The organism is Bacterioplanoides sp. (assembly GCF_965219715.1).
In the GTDB taxonomy this organism is placed as follows: domain Bacteria; phylum Pseudomonadota; class Gammaproteobacteria; order Pseudomonadales; family Oceanobacteraceae; genus Bacterioplanoides.
Genome location: NZ_OZ244785.1, coordinates 4,605,531 through 4,623,555, shown reverse-complemented (window position 1 = coordinate 4,623,555; position 18,025 = coordinate 4,605,531). Strand labels below are relative to the sequence as shown.

General features: G+C 46.7%; 17 protein-coding genes. 5 read left to right on the top strand and 12 right to left on the bottom strand.

What is annotated here, in order from left to right:
• Positions 1-52: 52 nt before the first annotated feature.
• Complete coding sequence (locus ACOQOZ_RS21345) at positions 53-1,009, bottom strand: fatty acid desaturase family protein (RefSeq protein WP_420590175.1); 957 nt, start codon at positions 1,007-1,009, stop codon at positions 53-55.
• A 147-nt stretch (positions 1,010-1,156) separates the two neighbouring features.
• Here ACOQOZ_RS21345 and ACOQOZ_RS21340 point away from each other — a divergent pair, with 147 nt between their 5' ends.
• Together ACOQOZ_RS21340 and ACOQOZ_RS21335 are read left to right on the top strand one after the other, a co-directional pair.
• Positions 1,157-2,278 carry a GlxA family transcriptional regulator gene (locus tag ACOQOZ_RS21340; protein WP_420590174.1) on the top strand — a complete coding sequence of 374 codons (1,122 nt, stop codon included), beginning with the start codon at positions 1,157-1,159 and terminating at the stop codon, positions 2,276-2,278.
• Between the two features lie 68 nt (positions 2,279-2,346).
• Positions 2,347-3,372 carry an AraC family transcriptional regulator gene (locus ACOQOZ_RS21335; RefSeq protein ID WP_420590173.1) on the top strand — a complete coding sequence of 342 codons (1,026 nt, stop codon included), beginning with the start codon at positions 2,347-2,349 and terminating at the stop codon, positions 3,370-3,372.
• A 39-nt stretch (positions 3,373-3,411) separates the two neighbouring features.
• Here the strand turns inward: ACOQOZ_RS21335 and ACOQOZ_RS21330 are convergent, their stop codons facing one another.
• The 10 genes from ACOQOZ_RS21330 to ACOQOZ_RS21285 all read right to left on the bottom strand — a co-directional run bounded on the left by ACOQOZ_RS21330 (position 3,412) and on the right by ACOQOZ_RS21285 (position 12,656).
• Positions 3,412-4,236: a hypothetical protein gene (locus ACOQOZ_RS21330; protein WP_420590172.1), complete on the bottom strand. Its 825-nt coding sequence runs from the start codon at positions 4,234-4,236 to the stop codon at positions 3,412-3,414.
• Between the two features lie 80 nt (positions 4,237-4,316).
• Positions 4,317-4,532: a TIGR02450 family Trp-rich protein gene (locus tag ACOQOZ_RS21325; RefSeq protein ID WP_420590171.1), complete on the bottom strand. Its 216-nt coding sequence runs from the start codon at positions 4,530-4,532 to the stop codon at positions 4,317-4,319.
• A 53-nt stretch (positions 4,533-4,585) separates the two neighbouring features.
• Positions 4,586-4,849, bottom strand: a complete 264-nt coding sequence (locus ACOQOZ_RS21320; protein ID WP_420590170.1) for a Txe/YoeB family addiction module toxin — start codon at positions 4,847-4,849, stop codon at positions 4,586-4,588.
• A complete protein-coding gene (locus ACOQOZ_RS21315) occupies positions 4,842-5,096 on the bottom strand; it encodes a type II toxin-antitoxin system Phd/YefM family antitoxin (protein WP_420590169.1) in 255 nt (84 codons plus the stop codon). Before ACOQOZ_RS21315 ends, ACOQOZ_RS21320 begins: the two co-directional genes overlap by 8 nt.
• 392 nt (positions 5,097-5,488) lie before the next feature.
• Complete coding sequence (locus ACOQOZ_RS21310) at positions 5,489-7,558, bottom strand: phosphatidylinositol-specific phospholipase C domain-containing protein (RefSeq protein WP_420590168.1); 2,070 nt, start codon at positions 7,556-7,558, stop codon at positions 5,489-5,491.
• A gap of 233 nt (positions 7,559-7,791) precedes the next feature.
• The gene (locus ACOQOZ_RS21305; RefSeq protein ID WP_420590167.1) at positions 7,792-8,325 is read right to left on the bottom strand and encodes a ClbS/DfsB family four-helix bundle protein; all 534 of its coding nucleotides are present in this window, start codon (positions 8,323-8,325) and stop codon (positions 7,792-7,794) included.
• Between the two features lie 139 nt (positions 8,326-8,464).
• Positions 8,465-8,902: a hypothetical protein gene (locus ACOQOZ_RS21300; RefSeq protein ID WP_420590166.1), complete on the bottom strand. Its 438-nt coding sequence runs from the start codon at positions 8,900-8,902 to the stop codon at positions 8,465-8,467.
• 588 nt (positions 8,903-9,490) lie between these two features.
• Complete coding sequence (locus ACOQOZ_RS21295; RefSeq protein ID WP_420590165.1) at positions 9,491-9,766, bottom strand: hypothetical protein; 276 nt, start codon at positions 9,764-9,766, stop codon at positions 9,491-9,493.
• 79 nt (positions 9,767-9,845) lie between these two features.
• Positions 9,846-10,592, bottom strand: a complete 747-nt coding sequence (locus ACOQOZ_RS21290) for a hypothetical protein (RefSeq protein WP_420590164.1) — start codon at positions 10,590-10,592, stop codon at positions 9,846-9,848.
• A 90-nt stretch (positions 10,593-10,682) separates the two neighbouring features.
• The gene (locus ACOQOZ_RS21285) at positions 10,683-12,656 is read right to left on the bottom strand and encodes an AAA family ATPase (RefSeq protein ID WP_420590163.1); all 1,974 of its coding nucleotides are present in this window, start codon (positions 12,654-12,656) and stop codon (positions 10,683-10,685) included.
• Between the two features lie 460 nt (positions 12,657-13,116).
• Here ACOQOZ_RS21285 and ACOQOZ_RS21280 point away from each other — a divergent pair, with 460 nt between their 5' ends.
• Positions 13,117-14,436, top strand: a complete 1,320-nt coding sequence (locus ACOQOZ_RS21280; RefSeq protein ID WP_420590162.1) for an aspartate aminotransferase family protein — start codon at positions 13,117-13,119, stop codon at positions 14,434-14,436.
• 107 nt (positions 14,437-14,543) lie between these two features.
• On the opposite strand, the gene ACOQOZ_RS21275 is transcribed toward ACOQOZ_RS21280, so the two are convergent.
• A complete protein-coding gene (locus tag ACOQOZ_RS21275) occupies positions 14,544-15,221 on the bottom strand; it encodes a glycine-rich domain-containing protein (RefSeq protein WP_420590161.1) in 678 nt (225 codons plus the stop codon).
• An 81-nt stretch (positions 15,222-15,302) separates the two neighbouring features.
• Here ACOQOZ_RS21275 and ACOQOZ_RS21270 point away from each other — a divergent pair, with 81 nt between their 5' ends.
• Both ACOQOZ_RS21270 and ACOQOZ_RS21265 read left to right on the top strand, forming a co-directional pair.
• Positions 15,303-15,956 carry a cyclic nucleotide-binding domain-containing protein gene (locus tag ACOQOZ_RS21270; protein WP_420590160.1) on the top strand — a complete coding sequence of 218 codons (654 nt, stop codon included), beginning with the start codon at positions 15,303-15,305 and terminating at the stop codon, positions 15,954-15,956.
• A 190-nt stretch (positions 15,957-16,146) separates the two neighbouring features.
• Positions 16,147-18,006, top strand: a complete 1,860-nt coding sequence (locus ACOQOZ_RS21265) for a hypothetical protein (RefSeq protein ID WP_420590159.1) — start codon at positions 16,147-16,149, stop codon at positions 18,004-18,006.
• Positions 18,007-18,025 lie beyond the last annotated feature (19 nt).

The window sequence follows — 18,025 nt, the reverse complement described above, 5'->3', positions numbered from 1 at the left end:
AGCCAACTTCTCACTGGCCTTCACGAACATTATGACAATCCTGAAAAAGCAATCAACAAGTAGTCGTCGCCTTACGAATCACCTCTCCATAGCCATGGGCTAACGCATCGGGATACTCCTGATAAAACCCACGCGCTTTCACCAGCTGATGCAACCGACCCAGGTTATACGACGGTACCGTTGGTACCAGATGATGCTCACAATGGTAATTCACATAGTGCGGAGCAAATAACAGCCGCTCCCACCAACGAGCAACGGTAGTGCGGGTCGTCAGGCGTACATCATCGCCCGACAGCTGTGGCATCGCACCATGCTCACCCACCTGACGAATACGACTGATCCACTGATACGGAATTAAAAAAGCCACCCACCACAACAGGTATAACAGTGGTTGACCGAGGCTCCACAACAAAACAAAGAAAAAGCCATGCACTATTAAAATATCGCGATAGTTTTTCAGTGTGGTTTTCAGCATATCTTTTTTACTTAATTGCCTGGTTTGTTTACCCATTGCCCGGGCATTACCGACCCGGCCAGTGTTAACAAAGAACAAAACCGCCAGTAATGTTTTAATGCCGGATTGACCGGTAAAATCGCGCAATAATTTCCGCCGGAAACTGTTTTTCGATACCGGATAGTGACGAATGTTATCGACATCCGGATCATCATCTGTACCGGTTTTAGTATGGTGAGCGAAGTGATATGGACGGTAAAAGTCCATCGGCACCAACATCGGAATACCCGCCAACCAATGTCCGACCCAATCATTCATTGCCTGGGAGCAAAACCAGGAACGGTGAGAACATTCATGCAGCAGAATTCCCAACGCCAACTGCCGCCCGCCAATAATCACTAATGCCAAAATGATGGTTAGCGGATTGCTCCACATCGCCACCATGGCCATCGCTGCGGCAATCAGCCCCCAACTGGTGGCAAAGCCTGCCCAGGCTTTCAAGTCATTGGCTTTCCTGAGTTCAGCCTTCTCTTCTTTTGTCAGGTAAGTTTCCACGCGCCACTCCTTCTTATTGTTTGTCTATCGCGCCCCGATGACGGGTATCGCTCCACTATAACAAGGTAAAAACGTACAAAGATTGCAATATGAGACAGATACAACCAAGATAAAGACAAATAGAATGAGTTATAAGCGATCACCGACATGACCATACGAGTCGCCATTATCAGCCAGGACGATGTCTGGTCCGGCAGCATCTGCCTGCTGATGGATTTCCTGCACGCCGCCGGCAAAATTAACGCTCTGGATATCAGCACCGGCCAGGCTTTGTTTGAATGCCACTTTGTCTCTGTCAGTGATCATCAAGATCCAACGGTACACTGCTTTAACGGCTTACAACTTAAACCCGGTTCAACACCGCAGAGCATAAAAGACCAACTGACAGCAGGCCTGAACACTGACACCTTATACGACGCAATTATCCTGCCCGCAGTGTGGGGCGCTCACACCAATACTCAGCAACATAACTCTGAATTAATTCAATGGTTGCAGGCTCATCATAATAACGGTGCGATTATTTCCGGTTTAGTAACGGGACCGTTTTTAATGGCGGCGGCTGGATTACTGGATTTTAAGCAAGCGACGGTTCATTGGTCGTTTGCCGAACAATTTCGTTTTCATTTTCCCGAGGTCAACCTGACCACAGACCAGGCCATTACCCAGGCAGACAACTGCTGGTGTACCGCGGATATTAATGCCTCACTGGAAATTGGTATTCGGTTATTGGCGCATTTTTATGGCGATAAAGTAGCGAATCAAAGTCGCCGCTATTTTCTCACAAATCCGTTTTATGATTCTTCTTTTACTCAGCCTAATGGCTCTTCTGCTCGGCTTGATAGCTCTTTGCAGACAGCGAATAACCCAGATGGAAAAACAACGCCGACGACGATTAAGAAACCCAATTTCCCTGCAGAATTAACATTGCCACAGGCAAACAGCCAGTTGGTAAAAGCAGCGTTTGAAATTATTCAGCAGGACTTTCAAACCGAATTAGGTTTGCCGCTATTAGCACAGCGATTAAACGTTACTACGCGGACCCTGAACCGGCACTTCAGTCGGGATATCAGTATGTCGCCGTTAGAAGTGTTAACCATCACCCGCTTACGGCAAGCCTGCCGGTTATTAGCCGACACCGATTTACCGATTAACTTAATTGCTTATAAAAGTGGTTTTCAGACGGTTAACAGCTTTAGCCGGGTATTTAAGAAAATAATGCAGAAATCAGCCCGCCAGTGGCGAAACGATGATGGTTTACACTCGGAATAATAAATAAGACACTAAAAATATGTCTAAATCATATTTTATCGTTAGCCAATGGAAATGGAAGCAGACCGATGAGCGACAATCACACTGTGGGAAAATGTCTGGGCAATCACCGCGAAGTTCCGCCGGTATCCGATACACTGGGCGAAACCTTATATTCCTTACGACTTAATGGTGTGGTGTACGCCGGTTCAGAATTAACCTCTCCCTGGGGCATGGCCATGCCCGCACTGAGTGGCAAAATGATGTTCCATATCGTTACCGAAGGTGGCTGCTGGTTACGCTTTGATGATGGTGAGCGCCATTATTTAAAACCCGGTGAACTGGCGTTAATTCCACGCGGAGAAGGCCATTATATTTCTGATACTGCCGGGCAAAGCTGCACGCCTTTTTTTGATATTCCGGTGATTCAATTATCTGAACGGTTTGAATTAATTCGCCACGGCGGTCCTTGTCAGGCCGATAAAACACATTTAAATAACAATCAGCCCGACACTCGCCTGACCTGTGGCGTATTAAGTTTTGATCATATTGTCGGGCAGAAATTAATCTCTCAGCTGCCGCAAATTATTCACATCAGCAAGGAAGACGGCGCGCTGTCGTTGCAATTGCAATCGCTGCTGAAATTAATGGAACAGGAAGCCCGCACTCTGTCTCCCGGTGGCGAAACGGTGATTTCTCACCTGGCCGATATTATTGTGATTCAGGCGTTGCGACACTGGCTTAACCATTCGCCACAAGCCAGCATGGGTTGGCTGGGAGCACTGAAAGACCCAAAACTGGGCAAAGCCCTGACGGCAATTCACAATCATCCGGAAACCAGCTGGACGGTAGATCAGCTGGCACAACAAGCGGGCATGTCGCGCTCTGGCTTTTCCGCGCGTTTTACCGAAGTGATTGGTACTTCGGTAAAACAGTACGTCACCGACTGGCGCATGAATTTAGCCCGGCTGCGCATTAAACAATCGGACGTTACTCTGGCGCAGTTAGCGGATGAACTGGGTTATCAATCGGAAGCGGCGTTTTCACGCGCGTATAAACGGGTGGTTGGAGAACCGCCGCTGCGAGCGCGAGCGACGGCGGAAGAAACACAGTAGCGTGACCTGATAATCACAGGAAAGTTAGCGCGTTAATTCTCAGTTAAACGACACCGGTACTTCGGCGTAATTATCTAAACAAGTTTGGATATCGTCTTTATCGCTGCAGAAGGTCGCCATAATAAAGCCCGATTGCGGCAAACTCTGTGTATCAAACGTCAGCCCCAACGGGAAGGTCACGTTAATTTTCAGCGTCATAATACGGGCACCCACATCTTTGGTTTCGGTGACGGCCAGAGTGTCACACTTTACCGCCAGTGAAGTCAGGTACTTACAGCCAAACACATAAGAGATATCACCTCTCATGGGTGGTAATGGAAAGCTGAATTTTGTCAGTGCAAACAGCGGGTCTTTCAAAACCTCACGCTTAATTGGCTCATCATCAAAATACAGTTTTAAACGCTCATCCGACGAGCGCCCCTCAAGTGAGCGGCTGTTGGAATCCACCTTCAGGCTGATATTAAAGTTGCCCTGCTCCATATTGGTGTGCAACTGCGCCTTGCCATCTGACACTTCGGCGTTACCGGTTACCCGCATGGAATTGATTTTACTGAGGCTGTTATTGCCATTAGTACCCGTTACTTCAATACGGGTCGCGTTATTCTTGGCTATTTGCTCGGCCGCCCGGGTAGCGACGCGGTATTCAAAGTCGGATAAACAACCGTCTTTATTACGATCAAAAACGGCCAGGGTCAGCTCAATACCATTAATTTCGAAGGTATCACCCGTTGGGCAAAGCTTAGAATCGCTGGCCTGGCTCTGATTGCTTTTGCCAGATGGGGAAGAAGAAGATCCGGAGCCGCCACCACAGCTGGCTATAAAAAGGCAGGCTACAAGCGTAACCAGAAATTGAAATCTGAGCATAAACGTTCCCTGTTATAACAGTACTGCTGATCGAACGCTGCATTATTCAGTAAAGACTCACTAAGTCAAGCTGAGGCGGGTTACTTCCAGCCCTGCTGCCATTGGCTGTCGTCTTTCAGGTCTTGCCAATCAATAGCGCGTTCGTTCTTGGTCATCACGGCTTCGATTAAGCAGTGAATAACGTCGCCCTCTTCGTCGAACTCGACTTCGGTGATCATAAAGTGCTTTTCTTTGTTTTGCGGCTTAACGGCAGTCCATTTGCTGTTGAGGAGTTTTTTCGGATTGATTCTATTCACGGATATTTCCTGGAGTTTTAGCAAGATTTACGGCGTCAACGGATTGCTTATTGTTAATAATGGTAGCGACAAGAAATAATTGTAATAGCCGCCTCATCTACGGCATAAACCAGCCTGTTGGTATCATCGATCCGTCTGGACCAAAAACCGGATAAGTTTTCTTTCAGAGGCTCGGGTTTGCCGATCCCCTCAAATGGCGACCGTTTTACATCAGTAATGAGTTTATTGATTCGCTTCAGTGTCTTTTTGTCCTGAGTTTGCCAATAGAGATAATCGCCGCAGGCTTCGTCCGTCCAGCTCAACAAGCGATTACTCATCGATCAGATCTCGCGGCCTGGTTTTACCCGCTTTGTATTGAGCAATGGAACGATTCAGATGGTCAGCATTGGCCGGAGAGCGCAGCAAATGGACGGTTTCCATCAAGCTGTTGTAGTGGTCCAGCGACATAACCACCGCATCTTCGGCGTCGCGGCGGGTTATCACCGTAGTGTCGACGTCATTGACCACACCATCCAATACGGCTTTCAGGCCATTTCGGGCTTCTGTGAAAGAGACAATCTTCATAAGCGGAATCTCACATGTACAACTAATAAGACAAGTATAGGAAGATCAATCGAGTTGTACAATATAGAAGACAGGTTAGACGCTGAAGTATTACTCCTCTGATAGGTTTCCAGAGCAGGCCTCTGCAGCCTGTGTTGTTCGCTTTTGCCTTTGTCGGCTGAGAGATTGAACTCCTCTATTTATTCCACTTGCCATCTCCTGATTAGATGGAGCGCTGTGTTACACAAGCAATAACCAGACTGGCCTCAGAAATCCAGCCCACTCAGATTTCTCCATAACTTGCTCCAGCGCTCCAGCTTTTCGGCTGCACTCCGTCGTCTTTGCATTTTGCTCGGCCACCCAGGGTAGCAACGCGCTATTCGAAGTCGGATAAGCAGCCAAAGATTCTGATCTCAATCTCCCCAGTACCATTGCTGATTTTCACGACCATGGAACGTCCATTGCCCTATCACCGATTCCGCTGCAGTACCAAAGGCATCCACAGCAATCTGATCACTCTGGATGTTCTTCAGATAGGTGCCATCCCAGTTAAATAACAGGTTTTCAATATTAGGATCATCACAACGCCAGATTCCCAGGCCACCACCATTATGCGTTTGGCCACGATTATCCAGACAGCGGTCATGAGCAATTTTACTGTACATACGTTTGGTCAGAGAGTTGTAATACCATAACTGGGCAATGCCGCCATCACATGGCCACTGCCAGACATCCGTGCCCGGATTGCTGTTGCCCCCTTTTACATCCATACATAAACCACTGGCTTTATTAATCAGAGTTTTAAACTCCGGCTTTTCGCTGACGCTGATATAAGCACAACGCTTTGCGTAACCAGGTTTAGGATCTCCGAGCGTTCTGTTATTACACATCACCTTACCGGAGGCGGTACGACGATATTCGAAACTGGCGGTCGCGGCATGACCATAACGAACAATAATATCGGCGTCAGAACCTGAATCGCATAATTGATTTTCAGCGGCACAGTCTTTCCACGGTGCAGCGTATAACTCAGTCGCATCAGCATCCGCAGTAGTTTGATAAATACGGCTCCAGCGCTGGGCATAACCACCATTGGTCTGCCATTGGCGAACACTGGTGCCGACGCGATCCTCAGTGCTGTCGAAAGAAACATCGGAATAGCGGTGGTCAATAATATTTTCACGGAAATCAAAGGTCATTGCCTGCTTCAGGGTTTCGTTGCTGGCCGAACATTCGAATAATGACAGTTCATTGCCACTGCTGCTGGCTAACCCTGGCAGATGGACACATTTATTCAGGTCAGCACGATTTCTCAGAAATCCATTCGTATGATCGTAATCCCACTGCTGGGTTATTGTATGCTGATTACATTGTTGCAATTCAATACGCGCGTCGTTAACGGCCTGGTCGCCACGTACCCCGATGCACAAACCACTGCGTACACTTTGCAGAGCAAAGAAGTATTTTTGCCTGTCATTAATATCCATACAGGCTTCAAACGCAGGCTGATCTTCCATAAAGTCGCCAGAAACAATATTCACCCGTTTACCAACGGCTTTGGCACTGCGGTCTTTGGCGTATATCAATGCTGGCTTATTAACATGTTGTGCCAGCTTTTTAATTGAAAATGCACCACCTTTAAATAAGCCATTAAAAAACTCTTCTGCACCGGCATTTAGTGTTGGCGTCAGATTCAGGCCGGAAACAAAAAATTTATTCGGATCCCGCTGCTTAATCTGAGCGACCTGATGATCAAAATACTTCTTCGGTAATGAGGTTGATAAATAAACCGGCGTTCCGGATGCATGACCCCAGTTCGGGTAGGCATCTACACCGCCATAATCCCAGACAATAAACGATTTATCCTGCTCCCACATGCGCTGGAAGGTCACATCAGCATCCTGACCGTTTAATGCTGCGACACGTGGCTCGATGGTGTCGCGGAAAATACTGTCCATAAAATCCTGACGCTGTTGTGCACTGATTTCATGATCCAGTCGTAACATAATAATCACGATTTCTTTTGGGTTTTCGGCTGCAAACGCTTTTAAATCGTTAAACATATCGATGGCTTTGGCACCGATGGTTGGGCCGTGATACGCCATATATTCACCGTTAAATAAGGTGACACGAATATCCAGCTGGCGCATACCACCATCAAGCTGCTGGCGAATACTGGCCTGGGTGGTTTGCGAAATATTTTTATCAACATTAATAAAGCGCGGTTGCACCACATAGGTTCCGGAATCATGGGTACCTGGAATACAGATATCACGCAGATAGGTCTGCGGTGCATCGTGATAGCTTTCATACATCCAGCGCGACGGCGCGGTCTGTGAAGGCACCGTTTCCACCCCGGTATGAGGGAAACCCTTTCCATCGCGGATTTCATATGGAGCCTCAGTAGGAACTTTTGAAGCGGCAACGCTGGTCAGCGACGTTAACAGCGCAACAGACGCAGCCAGTAGAGCGGCATTTTTCATAATTTCACCCTGTATTTATTGTTGTGGGTAGCGGAGTTGTTTGGTGAATCGCCATCAAATATGAATATACGCTCGCCTTTAAGCAAGCTTTTACTCGCATTAAATTCATATTGGTCGCTATTGATGCCTGATTGGCTCAGATGGTGGTAACAGCTGGGTCTGCTTGTCGTCGAGTGAAAAGGCTTGCAATTAGGTGCAGAGCCAGTGAATAACCAGGGAGTTACTCACCGGATTCAGAATTTTTTGATATGAGCTTTTAACTTCTTAATTGCCCAATCGTAATGGCTGGAGGTGGCGGAAATACAGTAACTGCCGACGGAGGTGGTTCCGGTCCAGTCGAAGTACTTTTTGGTGAACAGTGCTTCGTCGGAGAAGCCTGCTATCAGGTCGATGCACTGTTGGTGGCTTTGGTTAAGTAACTCCTGCGCTTTATCGAGTGTGGTTGTCTGGTGTTTGCTCCAGATCTCGCGATTCATATCAGCGTAGTTTTTCCAGGTGTACGGCGCTGGCAGAAAGTCAGCTTTATTGCCCGCGCTGTTGGCGCTGATCCAGTTGATCAGTAACTGGTGCCATTCATAGAGGTGAACCAGCACATCGCGCAGGTTTTTATCACGGCTCCAGTGTTGTTCGGTTTTGCCTTTATCGGCTGAGAAGTCGAACTCGGTGTTCAGAGTGGTTTCTGGCATTGAGTCGATTAGCTCAAATAGCTGGTCGAAGTTTGAGCTGGCGGCCTGGAGTAGTTCGGTTTTGGTTTTAGGTCTGGGCATGAGGGACGTCTTGTTCTCTTGAGTGTTGATTCTTAGCAATCACCGCCAGCGTTACAGCACCCATCACCAGTGCAAGCTGTCCGGCCAGCGGCGCTACTATCGCTCTGGTTAAAGTGAGCACCCTTTAGCTATAAGCTACTTACTCGCAACTATCTCTGTTTTCAACATGCACCAATTTGGTTTTATCTAACTTCCATACTCCACAACGCTCCACTGGTACAAACAATTTTTTTTTATCGATACCAATTTTTTGGTCGAAATGTAGATGAGGTGAGTTAACGGTTTGGCATGTATCGCCTTTATTAACAAATAGTTGAGTGGTACAACCTAGAGATCCACAATAGCCAAATACTCCAGCCCAAATCAGGTAATCAATCTGAGAGTCCTGATTGACGTCTAACTTCCAGACCTGAAAATGGTTGTCTTTTCGCGCCTCAAAAGAGTCAATGTAATTTTCAATCTCTGGGCAGAGCTCCTCCCCTTCAATATTCAGCTCTTCTGGCTGATACCAGGCGATGGATTCCGCATAACCCAGATGGCTAAAAATCGATAAAATCAGAAGCAATGAATATTTCATGGTGATTCTCTACATACCAATGATTTAAAGAAAAACGGTTTGTTTGTTATTTTAATGTTTATCAACACCTGTACAAGCGTTGCTGTAGAGCGGTTTCAGGAGCAATACAGATACATACTAAGTATCATCAACTTCAGAAATCCAACCCACTCAGATTTCCCCACAACCTCCCCCAGCGCTCTAGCTTTTCTACTGCGCTCAGTAGTCTTGGTTGTATTTTCACAGGTTCACCAAGTTGACTCTTGTCCTGTAGCAATGTGGAGTTAATTGCTCCTCGAAGTTGGCTATCGATTAGGCAGCCTACAGCGAGTAAATCATTGCAGTGTTCGCAGTAGTATAAGTTAGCGAGCTGATCGCCGTTCTTTTTGATTAAGACGTCGTTACCGGTGAATACCGCGGACATATCCGGGTCGCTGATGATCTGTGATGGATTAGCCTGGCAATAGTCACAATCACAAATACGGGGATTCAGGTTAGTGAGAGGCCCGGCTAAGCGGACCTCTACTTTCCAGTGGTTGCAGGAGCATATTCCTTTGTGGGGCATAAGAATTGGTATCAAATAACTCCCAAATGAGTCTTAGTTACTCTCTACGTGTTTTCACTTCGCTTGATTACAACTTCATAATCGCCGAAACCACCCGACATAAGATACTTGAGAGCCGCAGCAACACTTAGCCAGATCGCTCCAAGGTTCAAGCAGCCCATCACCAGCAATGAAGTAATCGCACTGGTTTCCAGCAGAGCTGAGTAGATGACTAAGTTTATGAAGAGTAATGGAATTACTACTAGTAGTGAGCTAATTCCGATCAACCGCAGTGCGAAACTACGGCATGCGGAGAAGCTGATTTCTTGTTTGTCTGTCATTTAGTATTAGTGCCTAGTTTTTAACGCTGAGCCAAGATGCACCGGTTTTTGGCATAATTCCTCAGTGATTTGTTAGAAATTATGACTGTTCATATCTCAAAGATGCCGTTGGAACCCAGCCTGTCTTATCCTTGCATGCTCCATGTAAAACACGAATTCTACTTTTTTCGTAGGGTACTCCACGTTCATCTTCAATTATTTCAACTGGGGTTCCTTCTAACAACGAATTTTCGCATTTGTTCGAGTGAATAGCTCCATTCATTATTTCTAGATACTCAAACATACCGGCTTTTACTGATGTTCTTTGGGTTTTCTTGTAGGTACTCCTAATTTTCTCTAGATCATCTTTGGTAAATACGTCACCCAGACTTTCAAAGCCAACCTCAGATAATGCTTGTATCAGTTCTAAATCAGGAATAAATACTGAATTCCTATCGGATATGAAAAGCCTCGACAAGTACGAGGCTGATTTAATTTTCGTATTTAGAGTCTTTTTATTTGATAATGTAGCTTCTTCAATCATCAAATTAAGTATTTTATCAACATGAGGCTCAATACACTTCCTGATTGAGTCTAGTTCCTTCAACTTCAAATCATCTTGTTTGATGTCCGTTATGCCATTTATATTGCGCTTAGAGAAAGTTAATTCACCTTCAGCACCTTTTTTCATAATAGATAATGAAGCATCCCCTTCAATCTTAATTTGATACTCATCTCCTGCAAGACACAATGACCTAATCGCAGCAACAAGATTTTCAGAAGTAACCTCTGAAAAACATGCATTACTAAAGATGATAGTTAATATAAATAGTGAAAATTTTTTCATTAAACACTTCCTTTTTATAACTCTTCTACAACCAGCTCATATTAACCGCTTCCGGCACCGAGGGTTCGAAATTCATTGACTTTTAGCATCTTATGATTCGCCTTCTAGCAACCTCATAAATGTTTGTATTATGTCTGCGGGCATAATATCTGGAATATCTCTAAGTACGGCATCTGCAAAGTGGTTCATCAATCCGCCTGCACGTCTATTGTTTGTAGCAAAGAAACCAAAAGCTTTAACAATAGCTTGCTCTAGGGCGTGATCATCAAGATGCAAATACTCCTTCCTTATTCCTAGCGCCATCGAGTTCAAATATGTTACTTCTATATTTTCAGAATTTTCAGTTTTAGGTCCTATCACAAGCTCTTGAACTTTATCTACTGCCTTTTGCCACCTATTAGTATCCCATGAAGATAGATGCATATATGTTTCGCCTTGGTCGACAATCCCTCGCTGAATACAATTATTAATATTATCTCGAATAGCTGCAGCAGCAACAATTACCGGATCAAATATTGCTGATTCCAGTCCGTTTCTAAGTTCCGGGGAAAGAACTTTAACTCTTTTTGATTCATCGACATTACCGTCCCAGTCAACCAAACCAAAGGCACTTTCATTCCCATTCTCAGATAGTGCTGCCACGATTCTTTGGACTTGTGCGCAACCGGCATTAGCTTCACCACCTGATTCTGGCTTGTGCCCTACTTCGATAAATGACAATGATCTTGCTGAATCCAGCGTGCCTTTGAAGCGCTGGTATAATTTTTCATAAATTCCGGCGTCTGTTTTACTTTCAACGAATACTTGTCGCCTGCCTTCGAACGAAATAGACAACGTCGGTACGCCAGTGGTTAGTATTGACAAGGCTTTTCCTTTGCTACATTTTTCAACTTTAGGACCAACGGGATTCATCTCGTAAAGTGAACCTTCCGAAGCGAGCGCAACTGTAGAAGGGCTATGAGTTGTTAAGATTACAGAGATCCCCTTATCTTCAACCAAAACACTTTGAATTGTATTCAACAGCGAAACCACCATTGATGGATGTAATGGTGCATCAACTTCATCAAGCAAGAGGAGTCGAGGAAATCTCTTTTTTTGTCGTGCATCGCTTGCATTGTATAAGCATAATGCAAAGGACATTAACACTTTCTCTCCCGATGAAAGATCTCCGAACCTCATTTCAACATCAGATGATATTTTATTTAACTTTGGTTCAAATGATGATGTTTCATGCAAAGGGGGAGAGTTAACACGAAAGTCTAGCTCGCAAACGCCCAGTATTTTGTTGACAAAGTCCCATGGGGGCTCTCCATGTTCCGCAACAAACTGGGCTGAATCTAAATGAACTAGATCACTGTCCTCAGGCGGGTATTTCTGTAACCTATCGTTCTGATGAATTAAATCTCTATAGGTAGAAAAAAGTCGGCCAAATGCTTGTTGGAATGGGTCAACTTCCCCCCAGAGTAGTTTTTTTTCACCGAAAAACTTTGACTCTGATGTCTCCAAGAATAATTCTGGCTTCTCCCTAGCAACTTCGGGAACTATTTTTTTCCAATTTTCATCACCAATGTGGCGCTGTGTTTGCGAGAACACACTTTGGCCGTTTTGCTTCAATATCTGTTTTACTTGTGCATGTATTTGATCAACTGTCTCATCGGTTGAAAACTCGGATATTTTTGTTTTTGACAGGTTTCGAATTTTATATATGGAAGAACAATATTCTTCAGGCACTCCCAGTGCCATAACTTGTTGCTGAATATGGGGAAGCAATTGATCTTGTTGCTGTCTAATCTGGGTAAACCAGTTGGAACGCTGCGTTAAATGCTGATGGGTGTGAAAGATTCCAGTATCTTTTGGAATTATGCTATTCCAATCATAAAGAATGACATCCGTCTGAGTATTACTCACTAAACTAGATTTAACTTTCCCATCTCTCAATGCTTCGAGTAGGTGGGTTTTTCCTGACCCATTCCGTCCTGTTAGTACTACAAAAGAGGGCAATTCAATAGAAGGTAGGCTTTTTATAGATTTATAAATAGAGCCGAAAGATAATCTGTTCGTCATATATCTTAGATATCCCGTATTTTGAATGCTAGCATTTTAATAGTGCTCTCTTGCAAGTCCGCCTGCCTTTCAAGCTACAACACCTTAAAAACTAAAGAGACTCTTCCCACACTCGGATACAAACTGATTTCAAACTGAAACCTTCCCTGGCAGACATTCCCTTCGACAGATGTGCTTAGCCGCACATCCCGGCCACCGAGTTCAAACCCAGCAGCCAATAAATTTATCTATTACGAAAAATATCACCAACTTAACCATCAGACAACACCCGCCAGACAGCTACCCAGCGGCTCGGCGGCCAAGACAGCCCTTCCGCATGGCCACAGCCCAGCAAATCAGGCCGCTGAAACCACCTGACAGCTAGGACACCAGCGAAAGCCTGATTAGCCCTTATATTTCCCCAATCCCACGTTATAATCGCGCCTTTTCATCCTTTAGACCGAGATTTCAGGATCTGATCATGAGCAATAAACCCAATCGCGATGCCCTGCTGGCTACCGCTCACACTCATATGCCGATGGGCGTTGCCGACAGCTACCGCTATTGGGGCGACGAAAACACCGTATTCGTGAAGAACATGAAAGGTTGCACCATCACTGATGAAGATGAGCAAACCTTCGTTGATTTCCGTCTGGCTTATGGCCCTATCATCCTGGGTTACCGCGATGAGCGTATCGACAACGCGGTCATCAACAGCATCCAGAACATCGGTACCATGACTGGTTTCTCGACCAAGATGGATTCCGAAGTGATCGAGCTGGTGAAGTCCATGTGCCCACAAATCGAGAAGATGCGTTTCGCCAACTCAGGTACCGAAGCGGTACTGGGTGCGATCCGTACCGCACGTGGCTACACCGGCCGTAATAAGGTGGTTGTGGTCGAAGGTGGCTTCCACGGTTTGTACGATGAAATGATGTGGAAACCCGACGTCGACAGCTGGGACCCGGAATCAGGCACCATTCCGGAAATCAAATCCTTCGGAGGTGGTATTCCGGAAGCCAGCCGTGAGCATCTGGAAACCGTTTCTCTGAACGATGCAGAAGCGTTAGACGAAGTATTCGCCCGCGTTGGTGACGATATTGCCGCTATCGTGATTGAGCCAATCATGGGTAACTGTGGTTCCATCGCTTCCACTCAGGAATACATGCAGAAGCTGCGTGATATCTGTGACCAAAATGGCTCGCTGTTAATCATCGACGAAGTAAAAACCGGTTTCCGTGTCGCCAAAGGTGGCGCCCAGGAGCTGTACGGTATTTACGCCGACCTGACTACGTACGCCAAAGCCATGGGTAACGGTTACCCGGTGGCGGCCTTTGGTGGTAAAGCCGCCATTATGGATAAAATCAGCTTTGGAAAAGGTGGCGTGACCCACGGCGGTACTTACACCGCTAACCTGATTGCCCTGAGCGCCGCTAAGGCGACCCTGAGCACCTTACGTGACACAAATGCGTTAGACAGCATCAACGCCACCGGCAAAAAGATTCAGGGCATTCTGGCGAAAGTATTCGATAAGTTTGGTGTCGATCACCGCTTTGCTGGTCCGGATTCCATGTTTGGTATTCACCTGGGCACCATCGTGCCGCAGAACTACCGCGACTGGAAACAAACCAACAGCGACCTGTACACCGAGTTTGCTCACAATCTGATCAAACACGGCGTGATGCTGGAGCCGGATTCCCGCGAGCCATGGTTTATCTGTGAAGCGCACAAAGATATGGATTTTGATTGGCTGGAAAAAGTTGCTGAGCAATCCATGCAGGAAGCGCTGGACGCTCAGTAATTGTCGGTGTTTTTCGACAAGCTTCTGATCAGTTCATTGAGTGGCTGATCAGACAAATAAAAAACGGCCTGCGGGCCGTTTTTTATATCTGCAATTCAGTTACCTATTTAGTCACCACCACAACCGCTACCACAACCCGAACCGCCATCAGAATCACCACCAAAGAAACCACCGGAATCCGACGCCGAGCCTGAATCACCAGCACAGCCGGAAGAACAACCGATATGTCCAGCACAATAGTCTGCTGCTGTACCACCTGAACCACTGCCCTGTTTGCAATTACGCGAATAATAAAAACCGTCTTTAATTTGCAGCTGGCTATCCATAGCGAATAACAAGGGCAAACGTTCCGGTCCTTTAGGATTTATACTTTCCTGCCAGCAACTTAAGCGCCAGGCGCGCTTAATACCTTCCGAGGCAATCGTGCGGCTCGACATAGCTTCCGTTGGCGTATGGTGTAAAAACCGACCAAGTCCCTGCTGACAGAATTTCTGATACGCGCGGGTGTATAAAATAAACTCGTGCCAGGCTACATCCACCACCTGTGATGGCATCGCCACCGGCTTTTTACCAGCCTGTAAACAGATCAGAAAATATTGAGTTAAGCCTTTAAACACCAGCCGCACCTGATCGTCGTCCAGGTGAGGATACTTTTCCAGCACCTTGGCTTTGAGTGCATCGCGATACTGAAATTGTTCAATAAAACGCCGACGTTTATTCCGTTTGACGCGACGCAGCAGCCAGATCACGACAACCATCAACAAAAATACAACAATCCATCCCATAGAGGCTTTTCCTGAACGCTTTATTACTGTGTCCGGCGTGCTATATTGCAGCCAGTTTTAAAAATTGAGTAAGGGCAGATTATGCGCCGTGTGACCCGCGAAGAATACCCTCTGGAAACTTTGCAGCGTGCTGTGAACAGCGTCACATTTTTTAAAGATCTGATTCATAACGACAGCGCGCAGTTTGAGCTGTTGATGAGTGTCACTCAGTTTGTCACCGCCGACAGCGAAGAAGTCATCATCAAAAAAGGCGAAAACGCCAATATTCTCTATTTCCTGTTAAAAGGTCAGCTAACGGTATTGTCCGGCGACGAACACAGCGAAGTGATTGGTGAAATTAATCCCGGTGAAATGTTTGGCGTCATGGCCATGCTGCTGAACTTTAAACGTTCCGCCTCGATTAAAGTAAACAGCAAAAACGCCCTACTGGCGGGTATCGATTTCCAGCACTTCTCAGATATCGAAGACTTCAGCCTGTTTTCGATGGAAACCAAAATCAGTTTCTTCCGTATGCTGGCGAACAACCTGCGCTGGACCTTAGAACGCAATAAGATGCAGATGCCTGATCATCCACTGGTTGCCAGCCTGCGCAAAATCCCACTGATCAGCGCGCCGAAAAATACCGAAGAAGAATTACAGGCGTTACATCAGCAAACCCATGCTCTGGCCGATCTGGTACGGGAATGGAATGAGTCGATGTCTGATGATGCCGATGGCGAGTGGCTGAAGTTTTAAGCGCTCGCCTTTTATTAGCCGTCATACACGGCGCATTGCTCGCTGTACTTCTCTATTCAATCTCTTCTTCAAACAGCCTGGCCGCAGCAATAAACGTGTTAAGCCAGCGCTGTTTCTATTAAAATCCGCACCTGCCATCCGCCGTGCCGATGGCGCTTTATGTTCCCTGCTGTTCACAAGGATTGTCTCCGTGCGAGTTTCCCTATTCCGCTGCTGCGTTATCGCTCTGACCCTGTTACTGCCAGCCACCAGCCAGGCAATACACTGGCAACACAGCCAACCTCAACCCCACGGCAAAAGTTATTACGGCTATTTATCCGGACTTGGAGTGGAGAACGTGTTTTATAACAGCAAGTGCTCATCCGACAACGCCTGCAGTTACTGGATTCGTATTGGCGAACGCAAGCTATCACTGGGCAAAGATTCATCGTTAATTGGTCATGGCCGTTATCTGTCTGGCTCGTACGCTTTTTATAAAAGTGGCGAGCAATATTACGTCGCCGCCAGCCACGGTCGTCCACGTAAACTGGGCGACAGCTTATCCAAACTGTGTGGCTTCGGCCTGCTGCCGGAGGTGATTGTCAGCCCGCGTGGCGAAGTGGTGTGTCACAACAATGAGAAGTTGTTTATTAACGGCAAAAGCCAGCCGCTGCCACAATCGGCGATTTATGCCAGCTTCGGGGTGTCTTACAAGGGTCATTGGGCGCTGGCGTTTATTGATGAAGATTACAACCTGCATGTTGGTAACCAACAGGGATTTCGCCAGATCCGCACTGGTCTGCACGGTCGCAGCGATCTGAAAGATATTCTCAGCGTGTTCCCGACCGGTACTAACAGCGCCTGGGTGGCGGTGTATGAATACCGCAGCAAACGCAATAAAAGCCTGATGTTGTATCGCCTCAGTGAGCAACAGCAACGAGGTTATCAGGTGTTAAACAGCATCGTCGATGACGCCGGTATTAATCCGCAGCTGTACCTGACCCGGGACAACCAGATCCGCTTACATTCCAACGCTTTGCGCCAGGATTATTATTACCAGTTTTCACCCGCCAGCCTGAGTAAACAGCAGCCCCTGCACAACCCGTTTCCCGAGCCGGATCTGGCGGAATTCTCGTTGTCGCTGGGTACCCGATTAACCGCCTGGAGCGTTGATCAGGAAGTTAAAGAGCCAAAAAGTATCGACGATGAAGGCGACGGTAAAACCCTGGCGAAAACCCGGTACAACATGAATAACTCGCTGCTGACCGAAGTGCGTTTTTCCGGCCGTATTCTTAACACCCAACTGGCACTGAGTTACCTGGAAAGCAAGGCCGAAGAAGGGGCCAGCCAGTTAGAAAAAGCCGCCAGCCGTAAACTGTTTGGCACGCTTGGGTTTGATCAGTTTTTCAGTGGTGCGTCCAGCCTGGTGATTGAATACGCCAAGGAAGATGTGGGTGGTATCGCCACCTTCCGCAGTGGTGACAGCCCAAGCGAAAGCACGGCATTCACCAACCGCTATGAACGCTACGCCCTGTTAAAAACCGAAGAAAAAGGCATCTACAAAGGTGTGAGTTATTCGCGCAATAATGTCCCCACCGCCATCGCCTTTTTTGAGTCTGGCCTGCGTCAGCCAAAGATTTATTTTGACCGCGATTTTGAGCTGGAAAAATTGCTGTTTGTGATTGGCTACAACACCGCACAATACACCGCCCGTTATATGTTTAACCACAGCAGTTTTTATCTGAATGGTCGGGTGGGCGCCGGTTTATTCAGCTTCCGCATCGGCGATCGTGTTGTGCGTGAAGCGGAGCAGCATTTCGGAAAATCCTACGAGGAAGAAATCAGCCTGGCGCTGGATGCCAATATCGAGTTTGGTTATTTGTGGCAGAACCGCTCGCTGAAACATGCCGGTCTCGGCAGCACGGTACAGTTAGGTTTCAGCACCGATGTGGAATTTTATATCAACACGGTTGATAAAGAGACAACGGTCGACAGCGATGAAATTATTACCTCCTTCGAACGTACCGACTGGCGTTACGGTCCGTTTTTACGCGCCAGCCTGATTTTTTAATCCAGGTCACAAGCACAAT

What these genes read in the sequence shown, in the direction of transcription:
- ACOQOZ_RS21340 (WP_420590174.1), top strand. Translation starts at nt 1,157, where the DNA reads ATGACCATACGAGTCGCCATTATCAGCCAGGACGATGTCTGGTCCGGC.
- ACOQOZ_RS21335 (WP_420590173.1), top strand. Translation starts at nt 2,347, where the DNA reads ATGAGCGACAATCACACTGTGGGAAAATGTCTGGGCAATCACCGCGAA.
- ACOQOZ_RS21330 (WP_420590172.1), bottom strand. Translation starts at nt 4,236, where the DNA reads ATGCTCAGATTTCAATTTCTGGTTACGCTTGTAGCCTGCCTTTTTATA.
- ACOQOZ_RS21320 (WP_420590170.1), bottom strand. Translation starts at nt 4,849, where the DNA reads ATGAGTAATCGCTTGTTGAGCTGGACGGACGAAGCCTGCGGCGATTAT.
- ACOQOZ_RS21315 (WP_420590169.1), bottom strand. Translation starts at nt 5,096, where the DNA reads ATGAAGATTGTCTCTTTCACAGAAGCCCGAAATGGCCTGAAAGCCGTA.
- ACOQOZ_RS21310 (WP_420590168.1), bottom strand. Translation starts at nt 7,558, where the DNA reads ATGAAAAATGCCGCTCTACTGGCTGCGTCTGTTGCGCTGTTAACGTCG.
- ACOQOZ_RS21305 (WP_420590167.1), bottom strand. Translation starts at nt 8,325, where the DNA reads ATGCCCAGACCTAAAACCAAAACCGAACTACTCCAGGCCGCCAGCTCA.
- ACOQOZ_RS21300 (WP_420590166.1), bottom strand. Translation starts at nt 8,902, where the DNA reads ATGAAATATTCATTGCTTCTGATTTTATCGATTTTTAGCCATCTGGGT.
- ACOQOZ_RS21295 (WP_420590165.1), bottom strand. Translation starts at nt 9,766, where the DNA reads ATGACAGACAAACAAGAAATCAGCTTCTCCGCATGCCGTAGTTTCGCA.
- ACOQOZ_RS21290 (WP_420590164.1), bottom strand. Translation starts at nt 10,592, where the DNA reads ATGAAAAAATTTTCACTATTTATATTAACTATCATCTTTAGTAATGCA.
- ACOQOZ_RS21285 (WP_420590163.1), bottom strand. Translation starts at nt 12,656, where the DNA reads ATGACGAACAGATTATCTTTCGGCTCTATTTATAAATCTATAAAAAGC.
- ACOQOZ_RS21280 (WP_420590162.1), top strand. Translation starts at nt 13,117, where the DNA reads ATGAGCAATAAACCCAATCGCGATGCCCTGCTGGCTACCGCTCACACT.
- ACOQOZ_RS21275 (WP_420590161.1), bottom strand. Translation starts at nt 15,221, where the DNA reads ATGGGATGGATTGTTGTATTTTTGTTGATGGTTGTCGTGATCTGGCTG.
- ACOQOZ_RS21270 (WP_420590160.1), top strand. Translation starts at nt 15,303, where the DNA reads ATGCGCCGTGTGACCCGCGAAGAATACCCTCTGGAAACTTTGCAGCGT.